The organism is Streptomyces sp. NPDC091649, from assembly GCF_044756785.1.
GTDB lineage: Bacteria > Actinomycetota > Actinomycetes > Streptomycetales > Streptomycetaceae > Streptomyces.
The window spans coordinates 1-19,452 of record NZ_JBIVTR010000001.1 but is presented as its reverse complement, the minus strand read 5'-3'; the positions used below and the strand labels follow the sequence as shown (position 1 = coordinate 19,452).

Sequence of the window (19,452 nt, the reverse complement as noted above, 5' to 3'; positions counted from 1 at the left end):
AAGGTTCGGAAGCCGGGATGACAGCAGGAATGGGCCGAGCCCAGAAGCGTGTGCTCGGCGGGCTGGCTGTGGCCGCTTCGTGGAGTGTGTTGTTTGTCGGTGGGGCGCAGCCCGCAGCAGCCGACACGCAGTCGAAGCAGTGGTATCTCAGCGCGATGCAGGCTGAGGACATGTGGAAGGTCACGACCGGCGAGGGCATCAAAGTCGCTGTCATCGACACGGGGGTGAACCCGTCCACGCCGTCGCTGAGAGGGCAGGTCGTCAAGGGAGTTGACGTCACCGGGGCGCCTGGCGACGAAACCGACGATTACCGCGGTCACGGTACGACGATGGCCGAGTTGATCGCCGGGACTGGCAAGGGGGGCGGTCTGAAAGGACTCGCCCCAGGGGTCGAGATCATTCCTGTGCGTATGAGTGACGTCGGATTCATGACGAAGCGCAACACCGTCATCGGTGACATAAAGAAGGCCATCCGAGCCGCAGCCGACAGCGATGCACAGATTATCAGTGTGTCCATGGCTGATGATTTCTCCCAGCGCGAGGAGCATGAAGCCGTCAAGTATGCCGAAAGCAAGGGGAAGCTGGTCATCGCCGGCGTCGGCAATGAGGGGAACAAGGAGAACTGGAAGCAGTATCCGGCCTCGTACCCCGAGGTGGTGGGTGTTGCCTCGGCAGACCGCCAGGGAAAGGTCTCGTACTACTCCCAGCACTCGGGTTCGGTAGACGTTGCTTCTCCCGGGAGCGACATCCCCAAGTGGTGCGACAGCACCTTCCAGAGCTACTGCGACGGCGACGGCGGCACCAGCGCCGCCACAGCCATCGCCTCCGCCTCCGCCGCCCTGATCTGGTCGCTCCACCCCGACTGGACCGCCAACCAGGTCCTCAACGTCCTCTTCGACACAGCCAGCCGCGACTGGAAGGACGGCGAGCGCAGCGAGTACCTCGGTCACGGCCTGATCCGCCCTTCGATGAATGTCCTCAAGGGCAAGGGCGACCCCGGTGACCCGGACATCAGCCCGCTCACCAAGGAGAGGACGACCGGCCCCGCCGACTCGTCCCAGAAGCCGGAGGACTCGGCCTCGCCGCAGCCCGCCAAGAACGGCGCGGAGGGCGACAAGCCTGTGGCGGCGGAAGAAGAGAAGTCCTCGGGGGACGAAAGCCAGTTGGGTCTGATCCTCGGAGCGGCCGCAGTTGTGGTCGTGCTGGGAGGAGTGGCCTACGCCGTGGTCCGCAGGCGTAAGGCCGCTTGACCGCACGTTCCGCGTGTACCGGCCGGCGATCCATGCCGGCCTTGCAGAACCAACCGAAAGGGAAAGAGAACCATGGCAGATCAGAAGGTCTCAGATGCCGCACTCCTGAAGCTGGAGGGTGACCTCACCATCAAGTTCAACTCGGTGAAGGGCCAGCTCCAGAAGCTCCACGCGACGATCGACAGCCTCGAAGGCAAGTGGCAGGGCATCGGCGCCAACCACTTCAACGTGAAGCAGGACCAGATCAACAACCGCATGGTCAGCCTGGCCAAGCAGCTGCTTCAGTTCCAGGAGGCCATCAAGGCCGCCCGCACCATCTCGGGCAACAACGAGGACGAGATCCGCGCGGCCCTCAGCGGCGTGGACGTCGTCGACGGCTACTCAGGTGACGCAGCGGCGACGGCCAAGACGTCGAACCTGAACAACTTCTGACCCTCATCTCGTAACTCGAATTCAGCGGAGGACCACATGGGGAACAACGACGGTACGACGGTCGTCACTTACGCGAGCCTGGATCTCGCAGCCGGCGAGATCAAGAAGCAGGCCAAGGCGCTTGCCCAGGACCTCCAGGAGATCCAGACCATGATCGCGAAGGTGTCGGAGGTCTGGGAGGGCGAGGCGAAGCAGGCGTACACCACCGCCCAGAAGAGGTGGAAGACGGACGCCGACGCCATCCGCGCCAACCTCGATGAGATCGCCCAGAAGGTCAGTGAGGCGTCGCCCATCTACCGCAGCGGTGACAAGCGAGCGGCAGCGAACTTCTAACGAGTTCGGGCACAGGACCAGATCACCACAGCACCAAAGGCACCAAAAGCGCCACAGCAAAACACAGCACGACACAGCACACCAGGGTGGACACGCGCGGGAGGTGTCCACCCTGAACTGTCTCCCGAGGCCGGGCCGAGGCCGATACCGCATCGGACGGTTCGCCCGGCCGACGGCGAAAGCGCAGGGGCGGGACACACGGATGCTCGTGCGTCCCGCCCCTCCCCGCTTCGCGGAGCTACCCCTCCATCAGCCCCGTCTGCACCAGAGGGTTCCCCCGGCGCCGGGTGACGAAGATGCCCCGGCCCGCGGGCATCGGGCGCGGTCGTACGTTGCCGAGGACGTCGCCCTCGTTCGGGTCGCCCGACAGGACCACGCCCTGGGCGCCCAGCTCGATCATGCGTTGGAGGAAGGGCTCGTACAGGGCACGGCTGGCCCCCGCCGTATTGCGGGCGATGATGAAGCGGACGCCCACGTCGCGGGCGAACGGCAGCAGCTCCGTGATCGTCGACAGCGGGTTGCCGCTCGACGTGGAGACCAGGTCGAAGTCGTCGATGACGACGTACACCGTCGGGCCCTGCCACCAGCTCTGGTCGCGCAGTTCCTGCGCCGTGACGTCGGCCGACGGTGTGCGGCGCTGCATCAGGTCGTGCAGCGCCGTCATGTGATGGTCCATGTTGTTGGACATCGGGATGTACTCCGCCAGGTGCGAGGGCGGAGTCACGTCCAGCAGGGAACGACGGTTGTCGATGACGAAGAGCTTGCACGCATCACCGTCGTACCGCTCGGTGAGCTGCTTGATGAGCAGGCGCAGCAGGTTGGACTTCCCGGACTCGCTCTCACCGAACGCCAGGAAGAACGGGTCCTGCTCGAAGTTCAGGAACACCGGCTCCAGGTTGTTCTCGTCGATGCCGAAGGCGACACCGCGCTCCGGCACCGCGTAGCCGGGCGGGAGCTCCCTCGCCGGAAGCTCACGCGGCAGCAGACGCACTGCCGGTGCGGGCGCCGCCGTCCAATGGCGGGCGACTTCCTGGTTCATCGCGGCGGTGGCCTCGGAGAGGTCGCTGTCGGAGTTGATGCCGTCGATCCGCGGCACCGCCGCCATGAAGTGCAGTTTCTCCGGGGTCAGGCCGCGGCCCGGGACCCCGGCGGGCACGTTGGCGGCCACCTTGCGGTCCAGCTCGGAATCCATCACGTCACCGAGCCGCAGTTCCAGCCGGTTCATGAGGTGGTCCTTCAGGCTGGCCCGCACCTCCATGGAACGCGACGCCGTGACGATCAGGTGGATGCCGTAACCCAGTCCCCGGGCCGCGATGTCCGTGGCCGCCGACTCCAGGCCCTCGTAATCCGTCCGGAAGCTGCCCCACCCGTCGACGATCAGGAACACATCGCCCCACGGCTGGTCCGTCACCGAGATGTCACCGCGCGCCCGCAGCCTGCGGAACGTGGCGATGGAGTCGATCCCGGCGCTGCGGAAGTACTCCTCGCGGCGCGCCATGATGCCGTACACCTCGGCGACCGTACGCCGTACCCGCTCGGGGTCGAGCCGGGAGGCGATGCCGCCCACATGCGGCAGCCCCGCGATCGAGGACATGCCGCCGCCACCGAAGTCGAGGCCGTAGAACTGGACCTCCTCCGGGGTGTGGGTGAGCGCGAAGCCGGCGATGAGCGTCCGCAACAGCGTCGACTTCCCCGACTGCGGCCCTCCGGTGATCTGCATGTGCCCGGCGGCGCCGGAGAAGTCCCGGTAGAGGGTGTCGCGCCGCTGCTCGAACGGCTTGTCGATGACGCCCAGGGGTACGACCAGCCGGCCGGCGCCCTCGAAGCCGGGCTGCGTCAGCCCCCGGCCCCGCACCGGGGAGAGCCCCGGCAGCAGCTCGTCCAGCGAAGGCGGGTTGTCCAGCGGCGGCAGCCACACCTGGTGGGCGGAGGCGCCCCGGCCTTCCAGTCGGCGCACGATCACATCGAGCACCGTGTCCGCCAGCGCGTCGTCATCCGTCGACCGCTGATCCGGTACGCCGCCGGGCTGCGGGTCGGGCTGCACGTACCGCACCGGAACGGGGGCGGCGGTGAACGGAACCGGCCTGCGGTCTACCGGGAGCGGAGCACCCGGAGCGGTGGCCCGGTGCACGCCCGAGCGGTACACCCCCGAGACGTACGCGGCCTTGAACCGGACCATCTCCTCCGTACCGAACTTGAGCAGCCCGGAACCGGGAACATTGGGAAGGTGGTACGCGTCGGGCACGCCGATCGCGGCCCGTGACTCGGCCGCCGAGAACGTCCGCAGACCCACCCGGTACGACAGATACGTCTCCAGGCCGCGCAGTCGCCCCTCCTCCAGCCGCTGCGACGCCAGCAGCAGATGCACGCCCAGCGAACGGCCGATACGGCCGATCTGGACGAACATGTCGATGAAGTCGGGCTTGGCGGTGAGGAGTTCGCTGAACTCGTCGATGACCAGGACGAGCGAGGGAATGGGCTGCAGCGGCGCACCGGCCGCGCGCGCCTTCTCGTAGTCGTGGATGTTGGCGTAGTTGCCCGCGTCGCGCAGCATCTCCTGCCGGCGGTTCAGTTCGCCGCTGATGGAGTCACCCATACGGTCGACCAGCGTCAGGTCGTCCGCGAGGTTGGTGATCACGGCCGCGACATGGGGCATCTGCGCCATACCGGCGAAGGTCGCGCCGCCCTTGAAGTCGGCGAGGACGAAGTTGAGCGTCTCCGAGGTGTGGGTGACGGCCAGACCGAGCACCAGCGTGCGCAGCAGCTCGGACTTGCCCGATCCGGTGGCGCCCACGCACAGCCCGTGGGGGCCCATGCCCTCCTGCGCCGCCTCCTTCAGGTCCAGCATCACGGGCGCGCCGTCCTCACCCACGCCGATCGGCACCCGCAGCCGTTCCGCCTGCGACCGCGGCCGCCAGGTCCGGCTGACCTCGATCGAGGCGGCGTCCCCCAGGTTCAGCAGGTCGGTGAACTCCAGGTTGGCCAGCAGGGGCTCGTCGTCGTCCCCGCCCGTGGCCATGTGCAGCGGGGCGAGCTGGCGGGCGAGAGCCTCGGCGGCCTCGTAGCTCAGCAGGTCCGGAACCCCGTCGTAGACGAGTCCCTGGCCCGACTCCAGCTGCAACGACGTCGGCTGCACCACGATGGAGAGGCCCCCGCGGGCCCCGGTCGCCTCGCCCGGCACCACTTCGATGACCGTCACGCCCTGCAGGCCCTCCGCCGAGGCCAGCACCGACATGGGGGGCACCGACTCACCGTCCAGGACCACGACGACATGGGGCTGCTCCATGAGCGGCTGCCCGCCGGGCTGGAAACGGGGCCTGCCCTCCAGGCGTCCCGCCAGCATCTCCTCCAGGGCCAGGGAACTGGTGGTGATGAGGCGCGGGCTCCCCGCCCCGTCCACGGGCCCGGGGGCCTGGACGTGCGGAAGCCACTTCGCCCACTCCCACTGCGGCGCCGCCTCCGCACCGGTCGCGACCGCGATCACCAGGTCCTGGGGGGAGTGCAGGGAGGCCAGCCCGCCGATCATGGCGCGCGCCGCGGATCGCGCGGAATCCGCGTGGCCGCCGATCGTCAGGTGGTAGAACGCCCGCAACGAGACGGCCATGGGCAGACCGTCCAGTGTGGAGTGCGTCGCCAGGAACTGCTGCATGGCCCCGGCCGCCAGGGGTTCCAGCTCGTCCAGGGGCGCCGTCTCGGGGGCGATGAGCGGCGTGGCCAGCTCCTGGCTGCCCAGCCCGATGCGGACCTGCGCGAAGTCCGCGTCACCGGCGCGCCGCTCCCACACCCGGCTGCCCTCGGCGACCAGCGCCCACAACTGCTCGGGAGAGGGGTGGAGGTAGAACTGCGCGTCGCGCTGCTTGCGCGCCGTCTTCAATACCGTGCGCCTGGTCTGTGTCAGGTACTTCAGGTAGTCGCGGCGCAGATCCGCCAGCTCCCCCTGGGTGCCCCGTCGGTACCGTACGAGCATCGCGATGGCCATGGCCAGGGTCGAGGCGATCATGATCATGCCCATGATGCGCATGATCGGGTTCGGCGTCATGAAGAAGAAGACGACGGAACCGCCCATGCCCAGCATCGGCAGGAGCTGCATCAGCGCGCCCTCCTGCTGCCCTCGGGGGAGTTCCGGCGGAGGTTGCAACTGCATCTGCTCGACCGGTACTTCGGTGGGCAGGGCCCGCGGTGGGCGCTTGACGACGATCTGGCTCACAGCTCACCAATTCCCTTGCCGGACGGAAGTGTTCCTATCGGCGCCCCCGTGGCGACGGGCTCCATCCGCGGGAAGGATCCTACTGGCGTGGCGGTGACCCCATGGCGGTAGGGTGTCGCGACGCGTGTACGCATCCGCTAACTGTCGCGAGAAGACGGTCATTCGGGACGTGCGGTGCGATCCGTGGCCCCGGTGGTGATTTTCCGGCGGAAGCGGACGCGGCCGGGCGAAGACGGCGGCAGTGGCGGCAGCGCGAAAGCCAGTCGGTGGAAGCCGCGGCGACCGCGGCACAAAAACAGAAGCACCGGAAACACCGGAAACACCGGAAGCACCGGAAGCGGCACAACAGAACAGCGGCGGAACGAACCGCGCGAGCGGCGAGACGAACCGCACCAGCTCAGCGAACCGCAGCAGAAGCGCAGAACAAGCCAGTAGCCAGTAGGGGGAGCACCAGGTGACCATGACGGCCCAAGCGGCAGCCACCGGATCCGGTCGGCAAAGTCCCGGGACCCCGGCCGCCAGCGGTACCGGATTCTGCCGGGTCACGGTCGTGGCGCCCGACAGCCGTGTCGACGTGGCCCTGCCCGAGGACGTCCCCGTAGCCGACCTGTACCCCGAGATCCTCCGGCTGTCCGGACAGAGCCCCGCCCCCGGCGCACCGGTCGGCTACCACCTGGTGCGCCGCGACGGCACCGTCCTGGACAGCGCGCGTACGCTCGCGGGCCACCGCATTCTCGACGGCGAACTGCTGTCCATGCGGCCCTTCTCCGAATCGCTGCCGCCCGCCGTCTTCGACGACGTCTCGGACGCCGTCGCCACGGCCGTGGCGAAGGACCGCACCCTCTGGGGCGACGCGCTCATGCGCGGAGCCGGCCTCTTCGGCGGCTCCGTGCTGCTGGCCGTGCTCGGCTTCGTCCTGTGGACGGCCGACCCGCTCCATGACATGCACGGCCTGCCGGGCATCCTGGCGGCCGTCGCCGCCCTGCTCCTGCTCGCCTTCGCCTGCGTGCGCGCGCGGGTGTACGACGACCGGGCCTCGTCCATCGCCCTCGGCACCGGTGCGCTGGTGAACGCCGCGGTGGCCGGCTCGGGCCTGCTGCCCCTGAGTGCCGGGCAGGGCGTCGGACGGCTGCAGTTCCTGCTCGCCTGCGCCGCGGTCCTGGTCGTGGCGGTCATTCTGATGATCGTCGCGCCCGGCGGGGACGGGCCGTTCGTCGCGTTCGTCTTCGCGAGCGCGGTCGGCCTCGTGGTCACTTTCATCGCGATCCTGAGCGACATGAAGCCGATCGAGGCAGCGGGCGTGTGTTCCCCGCTGGCCGTGGGCGCGCTCGCCTTCCTTCCGGGACTCTCCACGCGCTTCGCCCGGCTTCCCATCGGGTTCGAGCCGCCCCGCACCACGGTCGGCGACTACGGGACCTCCGAGCCCGCGCCCGCCGGCCCGGTGGACGCCGTGCGCCTCGCCGCCCAGGCGCGGCGAGGCCACGAACTTCTCCTCGGCCTGGTCGGCGGCTGTGCCCTGGTCGCCGTGGCGGCCGCCGCGGTGCTGGGGTTCTCGGACAACGTCTGGGGCCAGCTGCTCGCCCTGGCCACCGGGGTCGCCATGCTGATGCGCGCCCACCTGTTCCGCTACACCGCCCAGGTCGGCTGCACGCTCGCCGCGGGCCTCGGCTCCCTCGTCCTCCTGGGTCTCGGGCTGTCCCTCAACCCGCCGGTCGCCATGGTGCGCGACGCGCTGCGGGGCGACGGCGCCGCACTCGACATCCGTACGGTGTGGCTCGCCGCCGCGGTCACCGGCGTCGCCGTCCTGATCACCGCCATCGGCCTCATCGTGCCGCGCAAGGGAGTGACCCCGTTCTGGGGACGCTTCCTGGAGATCGCCGAAACGGTCGTCCTGCTGACCCTGCTCCCGCTCTGCCTCGCGGTCTTCGACGTCTACCACTCGATCCGCGCCCTCACCAGCTGATCACCGCACCGCGTCACCCGACGCGGCGCACCGGTCGGCACCGGCTGGTCAGCGGCGGAGTGTGACCCGAATGGCTGGTACTCTGTGCAGTGGCCGTTTGTGTACGCGTCCCCGGATCATCCTGGGGGCTGCGCTCATCGGACCTTCGCCTCCGAGTCACGGAAGCTCCTCTGAGATCAAGACCAGGGGCACTCGTGGGCGCTTCGAATCATCAAGAGGAGTATGCGTGCCGCTCGACGCCGCTACGAAGAAGCAGATCATGTCCGAGTTCGCCCAGAAGGAGGGTGACACCGGATCCCCCGAGGTCCAGGTCGCCATGCTCTCCCGCCGGATCTCGGACCTGACGGAGCACCTCAAGACGCACAAGCACGACCACCACTCCCGTCGGGGTCTGCTGATCCTGGTCGGCCAGCGTCGCCGCCTCCTGCAGTACCTGGCCAAGAAGGACATCCAGCGCTTCCGTGCGCTCGTCGAGCGCCTCGGCATCCGCCGTGGCGCGGCCGGCGGCGCCCGATAAGGACGCTGTGGAAAGGGAGCGGTTCCCGCGTTTGAGGGGACCGCTCCCTTTTCCGTACGTGCGCGATGGGTGTCAAGCTCAGTAACCTGGGTCCGGCGACACCCGTATGAGCGCGAACGCACGAGCAGGAACGCACGAGCGGGAACGCCGGCAGGAACGCACGACAGCACGAACGAGGGAGAGGCGCGACGACGCCGCCGCCGGTCCTCGGTAGTGGCCCCCGGGAACATGCCCGGGAGCTTCGATCGAAGACCGGCCCGCATCCACGGTGCGCCTCTCCCGCACCGTCCCCCGCCACACGGGCGTGAGGACGAAAGACGACGAGTATGGAGAAATCACTAGTGGAGAACGAGACCCACTACGCCGAGGCCGTTATCGACAACGGAACCTTCGGCACCCGCACCATCCGCTTCGAGACGGGCCGCCTGGCCAAGCAGGCCGCCGGCTCCGCCGTCGCGTACCTGGACGACGACACCATGGTGCTGTCGGCCACCACCGCTTCCAAGCGGCCCAAGGACAACCTGGACTTCTTCCCCCTCACGGTGGACGTCGAGGAGCGGCAGTACGCGGCCGGCAAGATCCCCGGCTCCTTCTTCCGTCGTGAGGGCCGGCCCTCCGAGGACGCGATCCTCACCTGCCGCCTGATCGACCGCCCGCTGCGCCCCTCCTTCAAGAAGGGCCTGCGCAACGAGATCCAGATCGTCGAGACGATCATGGCTCTCAACCCCGACCACCTGTACGACGTGGTCGCGATCAACGCCGCCTCCTGCTCCACCATCCTGGCGGGCCTGCCCTTCTCCGGCCCGATCGGCGCCACCCGCGTCGCCCTGATCAAGGGCCAGTGGGTCGCCTTCCCGACGCACACCGAGCTCGAGGACGCCGTCTTCGACATGGTCGTCGCCGGTCGCGTCCTGGAGGACGGCGACGTCGCGATCATGATGGTCGAGGCCGAGGCCACCGAGAAGACCATCCAGCTCGTCAAGGACGGCGCCGAGGCCCCCACCGAGGAGATCGTCGCCGCCGGTCTGGACGCCGCGAAGCCCTTCATCAAGGCGCTCTGCAAGGCCCAGTCGGACCTGGCCTCCAAGGCCGCCAAGCCGGTCGGCGAGTTCCCGGTCTTCCTGGACTACCAGGACGACGTCTTCGACGCGCTCTCCAACGCCGTCACCTCCGAGCTGACGCAGGCGCTCACCATCGCCGGCAAGCAGGACCGCGAGGCCGAGCTGGACCGTGTCAAGGAGATCGCCGCCGAGAAGCTCCTCCCGGCCTTCGAGGGCCGCGAGAAGGAGATCTCCGCCGCGTACCGCTCGCTGACCAAGAAGCTGGTCCGCGAGCGCGTCATCAAGGACAAGGTCCGCATCGACGGCCGCGGCGTCACGGACATCCGCACGCTCGCCGCCGAGGTCGAGGCCATCCCGCGCGTGCACGGCTCGGCGCTGTTCGAGCGTGGCGAGACCCAGATCCTGGGCGTCACCACCCTCAACATGCTCCGTATGGAGCAGCAGCTGGACACCCTCTCCCCGGTGACCCGCAAGCGCTACATGCACAACTACAACTTCCCGCCGTACTCGGTCGGCGAGACCGGCCGCGTGGGTTCGCCCAAGCGCCGCGAGATCGGCCACGGAGCGCTCGCCGAGCGCGCCATCGTGCCGGTGCTGCCCTCGCGCGAGGAGTTCCCCTACGCGATCCGCCAGGTCTCCGAGGCGCTGGGCTCCAACGGCTCGACGTCCATGGGCTCGGTCTGCGCCTCCACCATGTCGCTGCTGAACGCGGGTGTGCCCCTCAAGGCCGCCGTCGCCGGTATCGCCATGGGCCTGATCTCGCAGGAGATCGACGGCAAGACCCACTACGTCGCCCTCACCGACATCCTCGGTGCGGAGGACGCCTTCGGCGACATGGACTTCAAGGTCGCCGGCACGAAGCAGTTCGTGACCGCGCTCCAGCTCGACACCAAGCTCGACGGCATCCCCGCCTCGGTCCTGGCCGCCGCGCTGAAGCAGGCCCGTGACGCGCGTCTGCACATCCTGGACGTCATGAACGAGGCCATCGACGTCCCGGACGAGATGTCCCCGAACGCCCCGCGGATCATCACCGTCAAGATCCCGGTGGACAAGATCGGTGAGGTCATCGGCCCGAAGGGCAAGATGATCAACCAGATCCAGGAGGACACCGGCGCCGACATCACGATCGAGGACGACGGCACCATCTACATCGGTGCCCAGCAGGGCTCGCAGGCCGAGGCCGCGCGCGCCACGATCAACGCGATCGCCAACCCGACCATGCCGGAGGTCGGCGAGCGCTACCTGGGCACGGTCGTCAAGACCACCACCTTCGGCGCGTTCGTCTCGCTCATGCCCGGCAAGGACGGTCTGCTGCACATCTCGCAGATCCGCAAGCTCGCCGGTGGCAAGCGCGTGGAGAACGTCGAGGACGTGCTCGCGGTCGGCTCCAAGGTCCAGGTCGAGATCGCCGAGATCGACTCCCGCGGCAAGCTCTCCCTGATCCCGGTCGTCGAGGGCGCCGACTCCGACGGCGACTCCGCCGAAGGGTCCGAGAAGAAGGACGACACCGACAAGTGACGTCCCGTAGTTCCGCGACGACGGCCCGCACCTCCTCGGAGGCGCGGGCCGTCGCCCGTACCCAAACGCTTCTGAAGGGCAAGGACGGCATCGGCACCGTCCGCCGGACCGTCCTCCCCGGCGGTCTGCGGATCGTCACCGAGACCCTGCCCTCCGTCCGGTCCGCCACCTTCGGCATCTGGGCGGGCGTCGGCTCCCGCGACGAGACGCCCACCCTGAACGGCGCGACCCACTACCTCGAACACCTCCTCTTCAAGGGCACCGCCAAGCGCACCGCCCTCGACATCTCCTCCGCCATCGACGCGGTCGGCGGCGAGATGAACGCCTTCACGGCGAAGGAGTACACCTGCTACTACGCGCGGGTCCTGGACACCGACCTGCCGCTGGCCATCGACGTCGTCTGCGACATGCTGACCGGCTCGCTGATCGCCGCCGAGGACGTCGACGCGGAGCGCGGTGTCATCCTCGAAGAGATCGCGATGACCGAGGACGACCCGGGCGACTGTGTGCACGACTTGTTCGCGCACACCATGCTCGGCGACACACCGCTCGGCCGCCCGGTCCTCGGCACCGTCGACACGATCAACGCGCTGAACCGCGGCCAGATCGCCCGCTTCTACAAGAAGCACTACGACCCGACGCACCTCGTCGTCGCCGCCGCCGGCAACGTCGACCACGCCACGGTCGTGCGCCAGGTCCGCCGCGCCTTCGAACGCGCCGGCGCGCTCTCCCGCACCGACGCCGTCCCGACGGCGCCCCGCGAGGGCTCCCGCGCCCTGCGCACCGCCGGCAAGGTCGAGCTGCTGAACCGCAAGACCGAGCAGGCCCACGTGGTCCTCGGCATGCCCGGCCTCGCCCGCACCGATGAGCGCCGCTGGGCCCTGGGCGTCCTCAACACCGCCCTCGGCGGCGGCATGAGCTCCCGCCTCTTCCAGGAGGTACGGGAGAAGCGCGGCCTGGCCTACAGCGTGTACTCGTACACCTCGGGCTTCGCCGACTGCGGCCTCTTCGGGGTGTACGCGGGCTGCCGGCCCAGCCAGGTCCACGACGTCCTCAAGATCTGCCGCGACGAACTGGACCGGGTCGCCACACACGGTCTGGACGACGACGAGGTCGCCCGTGCCATCGGGCAGCTCTCCGGGTCCACCGTCCTCGGCCTGGAGGACACCGGCGCCCTCATGAACCGCATCGGCAAGAGCGAGCTGTGCTGGGGCGAGCAGATGTCGGTCGACGACATGCTGGCGCGCATCGGGGAGGTCACCCCCGACGCCGTACGGGAGGTGGCGGGCGAACTCCTCACCCGGCGCCCCTCGCTCTCGGTCATCGGCCCGCTCAAGGACAAGCAGGCGGACCGCCTCGAAGAAGCGGTCTCCTAATCCCCTAAGGAAACAAGATGAGCAAGCTGCGCGTAGCCGTTCTCGGCGCCAAGGGCCGCATCGGCTCCGAGGCCGTCACCGCGATCGAGGCCGCCGACGACCTGGAGCTGGTGGCGGCCCTGGGCCGGGGCGACAAGCTGGAGACCCTGGCCGACACCGGCGCCCAGGCCGTCGTCGAGCTCACCACCCCCGCGTCGGTGATGGGCAACCTCGACTTCTGCGTCCGGCACGGCATCCACGCCGTCGTCGGCACCACCGGCTGGACCGACGAACGGCTCGCGCAGCTCACCACCTGGCTGGCGGGCTCCCCGGAAACGGGCGTCCTGATCGCCCCGAACTTCTCCATCGGCGCCGTCCTGACGATGAAGTTCGCGGAGCGGGCCGCCCGCTACTTCGAGTCCGTCGAAGTCGTCGAACTGCATCACCCGAACAAGGCCGACGCCCCCTCCGGCACCGCCACCCGCACCGCCCAGCTCATCGCGGCGGCCCGCGCCGAGGCGGGCAGCGCCGCTCAGCCGGACGCCACCACCACCGCCCTGGACGGTGCGCGCGGCGCGGACGTCGACGGCGTCCCGGTCCACGCGATCCGGCTCCGCGGCCTGCTGGCCCACCAGGAAGTGCTCCTCGGCGGCGAGGGCGAGACCCTCACCATCCGCCACGACTCCCTCCACCACAGCAGCTTCATGCCGGGCATCCTGCTCGGCGTCCGCCGCGTGGTGACCACTCCCGGCCTCACGTTCGGCCTGGAACACTTCCTCGACCTGAACTGACTGAGCCCACCATGCGCGCAAAGATCACCTACACCGTCACGGCCGCCGTCCTGGTCTTCTACTTCGTCCTGGTCGGCAGCCGGGGCCTGATGCTCATCCGGCACGGCACCCTGGTCACGATCACGTTCGGCGTCGCCGTGCTGATCCTGCCGGTGATCGGCGTCTGGTTCCTCTGGAAGAACACCCAGTTCGTCCGCCGCGCCAACGCCCTGGCCGCCGAGCTGGACGCCGAGGGCGGCCTGCCGGTGGACGAGCTGACCCGCACCCCGTCCGGGCGCATCGACCGGGACTCCGCCGACGCCGTCTTCACCAAGCGCCGCGAGGAGACCGAGGACGCCCCGGACGACTGGCGGACCTGGTTCAGGCTGGCGGTCGCCTACCAGGACGCGAGGGACACGCCCAGAGCCCGCAAGGCGATGCAACGAGCGATCGCCCTGCACGCCGCACGCCCGGCCGCCCAGCCGAGCCGGCCCGGCGCCCGGGACGCGCCTCCCGCCGTACGCGAATGAGCCGGGGAGCGGACCCCGTACGTGAGTGAGCCCGGGACCAGAACGGTCCCGGGCTCACTCACGTACGGCAGCGGCTCATCCCTGCCGGTACTCGTCCGCCCAGGCTTCCACCGAGTCCGTGGCCCGCTCGAACGCCTCGTCACGCCCGAGGAAGTCCGCGTTGTGGTCGGTGGCCAGCGGCGGCAGCGTCTCACCGTTCTGCCGGGCCACGATGAGCGCCTGACCCTGGACCGTACGGGGCAGGCCCATCCACTTCACGGGCTGCTGGACCGTACGAACCGCCGACGTGCCGCTCCAGGCCACCGTGGTGGTCCGGAAGAAGGCGACGCGACGCACACCATGGCGGCTGACCCACGCGCCGACACGCAGCAGCCGCAGGGCCGCGGCGATCACCGCACCGGACAGGACCAGACACACGGTCGCACCGGACGGCGCTCCGGCCACGCCGATGATCATGGCCGCGAGCAGAACGAACGAGGCCAGCAACAACAGGGTGGCCGCAGCCGCGACCCGCCACGGGCCGGGGCGGTAGGGCCGCCGCCAGCTGTCGTGGTCGTCGAACGGCAGCGCGACGTCCTCCGCGCTCGCGTCGAATGCGCGGTCGGCCGTCAGAAAGGGCAGGGGCACGACTCATCCTCACTCACAAGCACGCTCGATTGCTGTGCCCGGTGAGGCTACCGAGAGCGCCACCGGCCCGACCACCCCAGGGGGTCCGTACGAGTCAGCGGCCCTGCGACGCCTCGGACTGCTTGCCGTGCGCGGGGGCCTGTTCGGGGTCGAGGGCCGGGAGCCCCAGCAGCAGTGAGCCCACGAGCCCGGCGACCACGGTGAGTCCGACGAGGGACCGCCCCAGCAGTTCGGGAACCGTGGCGCGGGTCGAGGGAGGAGGGGTGACATTACTGCGGAATCGGTCGGACTCGGCGACGAACGAGAACGGGACGGCTTCACGCCGGCGGAACATGAGGAAACTCTCCTTGATCTCAGTGACGGGTGCTGCTAATGAGTCAGACGTACGAACGGCCCGATCGGTGCCCCGAATCGCCGTAACGTTTGAAGGACTCCACGAACGGCTGCCCCCGGCCGCCACGTGCATGTGCCGTCCGCCCGGCCCGTAAAGTGGTCGCCGCCCGAGCGACGCCACTGGAAGGACCCCTGTCGGTGACCGACACCCCCGAACCCGCAAAGCCCCACTTCCGCAGCGATGTCACCGTCGAGCTGGTGAAGAGCGACGCGCGCGACGCGGACGTGCTGTTCGCCGCCCGGGTCTCCACCGCCGGCGAGCAGTCGCTCGAAGAGGTCACCAAGGACCCCGAGCGCTCCAAGGGGCTCATCAACTACCTCATGCGGGACCGGCACGGCAGTCCCTTCGAGCACAACTCGATGACGTTCTTCGTCAGCGCCCCGATCTTCGTCTTCCGCGAGTTCATGCGTCACCGCGTCGGCTGGTCGTACAACGAGGAATCGGGCCGCTACAGGGAGCTGGACCCGGTCTTCTACGTCCCCGGTACCTCGCGCAAGCTGATCCAGCAGGGCCGCCCCGGCAAGTACGAGTTCGTCGAGGGCACCGAGGAGCAGTACGACCTCACCACCCGCGCCATGGAGGAGTCCTACCGGGCCTCCTACGAGGCGTACCAGGAGATGCTGGCCGCGGGCGTGGCCCGGGAGGTCGCCCGAGCGGTCCTGCCGGTCGGGCTCTTCTCCACGATGTACGCCACCTGCAACGCGCGCTCCCTGATGCACTTCCTCGGCCTGCGTACCCAGCACGAGCTGGCGACGGTCCCGTCCTTCCCGCAGCGCGAGATCGAGATGGTCGGCGAGAAGATGGAAGCCCACTGGGAGCAGCTCATGCCGCTCACTTATGCGGCCTTCAACAAAAATGGACGGGTAGCCCCGTAGGCGGTGTCCGTATTGCGGCGTTTCGAGAAGTTCATCTAGGCTGATCAAACGGACCCGGCACTGCTTGAACCCCCGAGCAGGCAGTGCCGGGCTCCTCTTCCCCGTCCCCCCGAGGGGACCCCGCGCGCTGAGCAGCGAGTAGCGTGTTACCCATGGCTCCGATCTCCACTCCGCAGACCCCCTTCGGGCGGGTCCTCACCGCTATGGTCACGCCCTTCACGGCGGACGGCGCTCTCGACCTCGACGGCGCCCAGCGGCTCGCCGCCCACCTGGTGGACGCAGGCAATGACGGCCTGATCGTCAACGGCACCACCGGTGAGTCCCCGACCACCAGTGACACGGAGAAGGACCAGCTCGTACGAGCGGTGCTCGAAGCGGTCGGCGACCGAGCCCATGTCGTCGCCGGCATCGGCACCAACGACACCCGGCACAGCGTCGAGCTCGCCCGGACGGCCGAGCGCACCGGCGCCCACGGCCTGCTCGCCGTGACGCCGTATTACAACAAGCCGCCGCAGGAGGGCCTCTTCCGGCACTTCACGGCCATCGCCGACTCCACCGGCCTGCCCGTGATGCTGTACGACATCCCCGGCCGCAGCGGTGTCCCGATCGACACGGAGACCCTCGTCCGGCTCGCCGACCACCCGCGGATCGTCGCGAACAAGGACGCCAAGGGCGACCTGGGCCGCGCCAGCTGGGCCATCGCCGAATCCGGCCTCGCCTGGTACTCCGGCGACGACATGCTCAACCTGCCGCTCCTCTCGGTCGGCGCGGTCGGCTTCGTCTCCGTGGTCGGCCACATGGTCACCCCCGACCTGCGGGCCCTGATCGACGCGCACCTGAGCGGCGACGTCCAGAAGGCCACCGAGATCCACCAGAAGCTGCTCCCGGTCTTCACCGGCATGTTCCGCACCCAGGGCGTCATCACCGCCAAGGCCGCACTGACCCTCCAGGGCCTTCCGGCCGGGCCGCTGCGCCTGCCGCTGGTGGAACTGAGCGCCCAGGAGACGGCCCAGCTCAAGATCGATCTCGCTGCCGGCGGGGTAGAGCTCTAAGCCGGGCAGAGCCCTGAGTGCCGACTTCTTCGAACACGGACTTCACAACTGAACAAGCGAGGCGACTCGCGTCGAGCACCACCCAAGACAACAGCAAGTGCACGAATGACATGCGCGCCACGTGCCTCAGCGGTACGTGGCGCGCGTGGTAAGGAGAGTCTTTTGAGTCATCCGCATCCTGAACTCGGTACCCCGCCGAAGCTCCCGAAGGGCGCCCTGCGGGTCACCCCGCTCGGCGGCCTGGGCGAGATCGGCCGCAACATGACGGTCTTCGAGTACGGCGGCCGCCTGCTCATCGTCGACTGCGGCGTCCTCTTCCCCGAGGAGGAGCAGCCGGGCATCGACCTGATCCTGCCGGACTTCACCACCATCCGGGACCGCCTCGACGACATCGAGGGCATCGTCCTCACGCACGGCCACGAGGACCACATCGGTGGTGTCCCGTACCTGCTGCGGCTGAAGCCGGACATCCCCCTCATCGGTTCGAAGCTGACCCTCGCGCTCATCGAGGCGAAGCTCCAGGAGCACCGGATCCGCCCGTACACCCTTGAGGTCACCGAGGGCCAGCGCGAGCGCATCGGCGTCTTCGACTGCGAGTTCATCGCGGTCAACCACTCGATCCCCGACGCGCTCGCCGTCGCCATCCGCACCCCTGCGGGCCTGGCCGTGGCCACCGGTGACTTCAAGATGGACCAGCTTCCGCTGGACGGCCGCCTCACCGACCTGCACGCGTTCGCCCGGCTGAGCGAGGAAGGCATCGACCTCCTCCTCTCCGACTCGACGAACGCCGAGGTTCCCGGGTTCGTGCCGCCGGAGCGGGACATCTCCAACGTCCTGCGCACCGTCTTCGCGAACGCCCAGAAGCGCATCATCGTGGCGAGCTTCGCCAGCCATGTGCACCGCATCCAGCAGATCCTGGACGCCGCGCACGAGTACGGCCGCAGGGTCGCCTTCGTCGGGCGCTCGATGGTCCGCAACATGGGCATCGCCCGCGACCTGGGCTATCTGAAGGTTCCCGCCGGACTGGTCGTCGACGTCAAGACCCTCGACGACCTCCCGGACGACGAGGTCGTGCTGGTCTGCACGGGCTCGCAGGGCGAGCCGATGGCCGCCCTCTCCCGGATGGCCAACCGCGACCACCAGATCCGGATCGTCCCGGGCGACACGGTGATCCTCGCGTCGTCGCTGATCCCCGGCAACGAGAACGCGGTCTACCGCGTGATCAACGGCCTGACCCGCTGGGGCGCCAACGTCGTCCACAAGGGCAACGCCAAGGTCCACGTCTCGGGCCACGCCTCGGCCGGCGAGCTGCTGTACTTCTACAACATCTGCAAGCCGAAGAACCTGATGCCGGTCCACGGCGAATGGCGCCACCTGCGGGCCAACGCCGAACTGGGCGCCCTCACCGGCGTGCCGAAGGACCACATCGTCATCGCCGAGGACGGCGTGGTCGTCGACCTCGTCGACGGCAAGGCCAAGATCGTCGGCAAGGTCCAGGCCGGTTACGTCTACGTCGACGGCCTCTCCGTCGGCGATGTCACCGAGACCTCTCTCAAGGACCGCCGAATCCTCGGTGACGAGGGCATCATCTCGGTGTTCATCGTGGTCGACAGCACCACGGGCAAGATCGTGGGCGGCCCCCACATCCAGGCCAGGGGCTCCGGCATCGACGACGCCGCCTTCGTGGGCGTCACGCCGAAGATCCAGGAGGCCCTGGACAAGTCCGCGCAGGACGGCGTGATGGAGCCCCACCAGCTCCAGCAGATGATCCGCCGGACCGTCGGCAAGTGGGTGTCGGACACCTACCGCCGGCGCCCGATGATCCTTCCGGTCGTCGTCGAGGTCTGACCCCGCACGACCACCTGACCTGGAGCGGGGCCCCCGATTTGCATCGGGGAGCCCCGCTCCAGTACGTTTACGTCTCCGCCTGAACGGGAAGCACCGCGCACACCCGTGCGCCTGGTCGACTCCGGACGGGGCGGGAATTTCGACTCAGAATCTCTGATAAAGTCGGAATCCGCCGAAAGGCAAGGCCACTCCACAGGCCACCGGAAATCGAATTCGGACCGGAAACGGAACGAAAAAGAGTCTGGTAAAGTTGGAACCGCCGGAAAGGGAGAACGCGAAAGCGAAGGACCTGGAAAGCGAAAGCAAGACTGCTGGGCCCGCTTCGACCGGGAATCGGACAGATAAGAGTCTGATAGAGTCGGAAACGCAAGACAGCAAGACAAAGCAGTAAACGAAGGGAAGCGCCCGGAGGGCCCCGGTGAAACGGGACCGAAGGAAGCGTCCGTTCCTTGAGAACTCAACAGCGTGCCAAAAGTCAACGCCAGATATGTTGATACCCCGGCCTGCTTCGGCAGGTTGGTGGTTCCTTTGAAAGTCCTGTCGTTCCGCTCCTTGTGGGTGGCGGCAGGCAATAACACAGCGAGGACGCTGAGAACAACGGGTCTTATTCCGACCGGTTGTTCCGCTCTCGTGATGTGTGCACCCGATTACGGGTAAACATTCACGGAGAGTTTGATCCTGGCTCAGGACGAACGCTGGCGGCGTGCTTAACACATGCAA

At 68.6% G+C, this 19,452-nt stretch carries 15 protein-coding genes and 1 rRNA gene; 13 read left to right on the top strand and 3 right to left on the bottom strand.

The window, feature by feature from the left end:
- The first annotated feature begins 17 nt into the window (after positions 1-17).
- The 3 genes from ACIQMU_RS00080 (at position 18) to ACIQMU_RS00070 (ending at position 2,015) form a co-directional block, all read left to right on the top strand.
- Positions 18-1,250, top strand: coding sequence for a S8 family serine peptidase (locus ACIQMU_RS00080; protein ID WP_402687952.1), 1,233 nt, complete (start codon positions 18-20; stop codon positions 1,248-1,250).
- A gap of 72 nt (positions 1,251-1,322) precedes the next feature.
- Positions 1,323-1,682 carry a WXG100 family type VII secretion target gene (locus ACIQMU_RS00075; protein ID WP_352238531.1) on the top strand — a complete coding sequence of 120 codons (360 nt, stop codon included), beginning with the start codon at positions 1,323-1,325 and terminating at the stop codon, positions 1,680-1,682.
- A 36-nt stretch (positions 1,683-1,718) separates the two neighbouring features.
- Positions 1,719-2,015, top strand: coding sequence for a WXG100 family type VII secretion target (locus tag ACIQMU_RS00070; protein ID WP_352238532.1), 297 nt, complete (start codon positions 1,719-1,721; stop codon positions 2,013-2,015).
- A gap of 238 nt (positions 2,016-2,253) precedes the next feature.
- On the opposite strand, the gene eccCa is transcribed toward ACIQMU_RS00070, so the two are convergent.
- On the bottom strand, positions 2,254-6,222 hold the full coding sequence (gene eccCa, locus ACIQMU_RS00065; protein ID WP_402687951.1) for a type VII secretion protein EccCa: 3,969 nt from the start codon (positions 6,220-6,222) through the stop codon (positions 2,254-2,256).
- 460 nt (positions 6,223-6,682) lie between these two features.
- Between eccCa and eccD the strand changes: the two genes are divergently transcribed.
- The 6 genes from eccD to ACIQMU_RS00035 all read left to right on the top strand — a co-directional run bounded on the left by eccD (position 6,683) and on the right by ACIQMU_RS00035 (position 13,936).
- Positions 6,683-8,185, top strand: a complete 1,503-nt coding sequence (gene eccD, locus ACIQMU_RS00060) for a type VII secretion integral membrane protein EccD (protein ID WP_402687950.1) — start codon at positions 6,683-6,685, stop codon at positions 8,183-8,185.
- A 226-nt stretch (positions 8,186-8,411) separates the two neighbouring features.
- A complete protein-coding gene (rpsO, locus tag ACIQMU_RS00055) occupies positions 8,412-8,702 on the top strand; it encodes a 30S ribosomal protein S15 (RefSeq protein ID WP_352238534.1) in 291 nt (96 codons plus the stop codon).
- A 341-nt stretch (positions 8,703-9,043) separates the two neighbouring features.
- On the top strand, positions 9,044-11,281 hold the full coding sequence (locus ACIQMU_RS00050) for a polyribonucleotide nucleotidyltransferase (RefSeq protein ID WP_352238576.1): 2,238 nt from the start codon (positions 9,044-9,046) through the stop codon (positions 11,279-11,281).
- The gene (locus ACIQMU_RS00045; RefSeq protein ID WP_352238535.1) at positions 11,278-12,657 is read left to right on the top strand and encodes a pitrilysin family protein; all 1,380 of its coding nucleotides are present in this window, start codon (positions 11,278-11,280) and stop codon (positions 12,655-12,657) included. The genes ACIQMU_RS00050 and ACIQMU_RS00045 overlap by 4 nt, the downstream gene beginning before the upstream one ends.
- A 17-nt stretch (positions 12,658-12,674) precedes the next feature.
- Positions 12,675-13,427 carry a 4-hydroxy-tetrahydrodipicolinate reductase gene (gene dapB / locus ACIQMU_RS00040; protein WP_352238536.1) on the top strand — a complete coding sequence of 251 codons (753 nt, stop codon included), beginning with the start codon at positions 12,675-12,677 and terminating at the stop codon, positions 13,425-13,427.
- Positions 13,428-13,438: 11 nt separating this feature from the next.
- Positions 13,439-13,936, top strand: a complete 498-nt coding sequence (locus tag ACIQMU_RS00035) for a hypothetical protein (RefSeq protein WP_352238537.1) — start codon at positions 13,439-13,441, stop codon at positions 13,934-13,936.
- A gap of 75 nt (positions 13,937-14,011) precedes the next feature.
- Here ACIQMU_RS00035 and ACIQMU_RS00030 read toward each other — a convergent pair whose 3' ends face one another.
- Positions 14,012-14,563 (bottom strand): hypothetical protein, encoded by a 552-nt coding sequence (locus tag ACIQMU_RS00030; RefSeq protein WP_352238538.1) that lies wholly within the window; start codon positions 14,561-14,563, stop codon positions 14,012-14,014.
- Positions 14,564-14,657: 94 nt separating this feature from the next.
- A complete protein-coding gene (locus tag ACIQMU_RS00025; protein ID WP_352238539.1) occupies positions 14,658-14,897 on the bottom strand; it encodes a hypothetical protein in 240 nt (79 codons plus the stop codon).
- 197 nt (positions 14,898-15,094) lie between these two features.
- On the opposite strand from ACIQMU_RS00025, the gene thyX reads away from it, so the two are divergent.
- The 4 genes from thyX to ACIQMU_RS00005 all read left to right on the top strand — a co-directional run.
- Complete coding sequence (gene thyX / locus ACIQMU_RS00020) at positions 15,095-15,832, top strand: FAD-dependent thymidylate synthase (RefSeq protein ID WP_402687949.1); 738 nt, start codon at positions 15,095-15,097, stop codon at positions 15,830-15,832.
- Positions 15,833-15,984: 152 nt separating this feature from the next.
- The gene (gene dapA / locus ACIQMU_RS00015) at positions 15,985-16,884 is read left to right on the top strand and encodes a 4-hydroxy-tetrahydrodipicolinate synthase (protein WP_352238541.1); all 900 of its coding nucleotides are present in this window, start codon (positions 15,985-15,987) and stop codon (positions 16,882-16,884) included.
- A 162-nt stretch (positions 16,885-17,046) separates the two neighbouring features.
- Positions 17,047-18,732, top strand: coding sequence for a ribonuclease J (locus ACIQMU_RS00010; RefSeq protein WP_352238542.1), 1,686 nt, complete (start codon positions 17,047-17,049; stop codon positions 18,730-18,732).
- A gap of 660 nt (positions 18,733-19,392) precedes the next feature.
- Positions 19,393-19,452, top strand: a 16S ribosomal RNA gene (locus ACIQMU_RS00005); the annotation flags it as partial.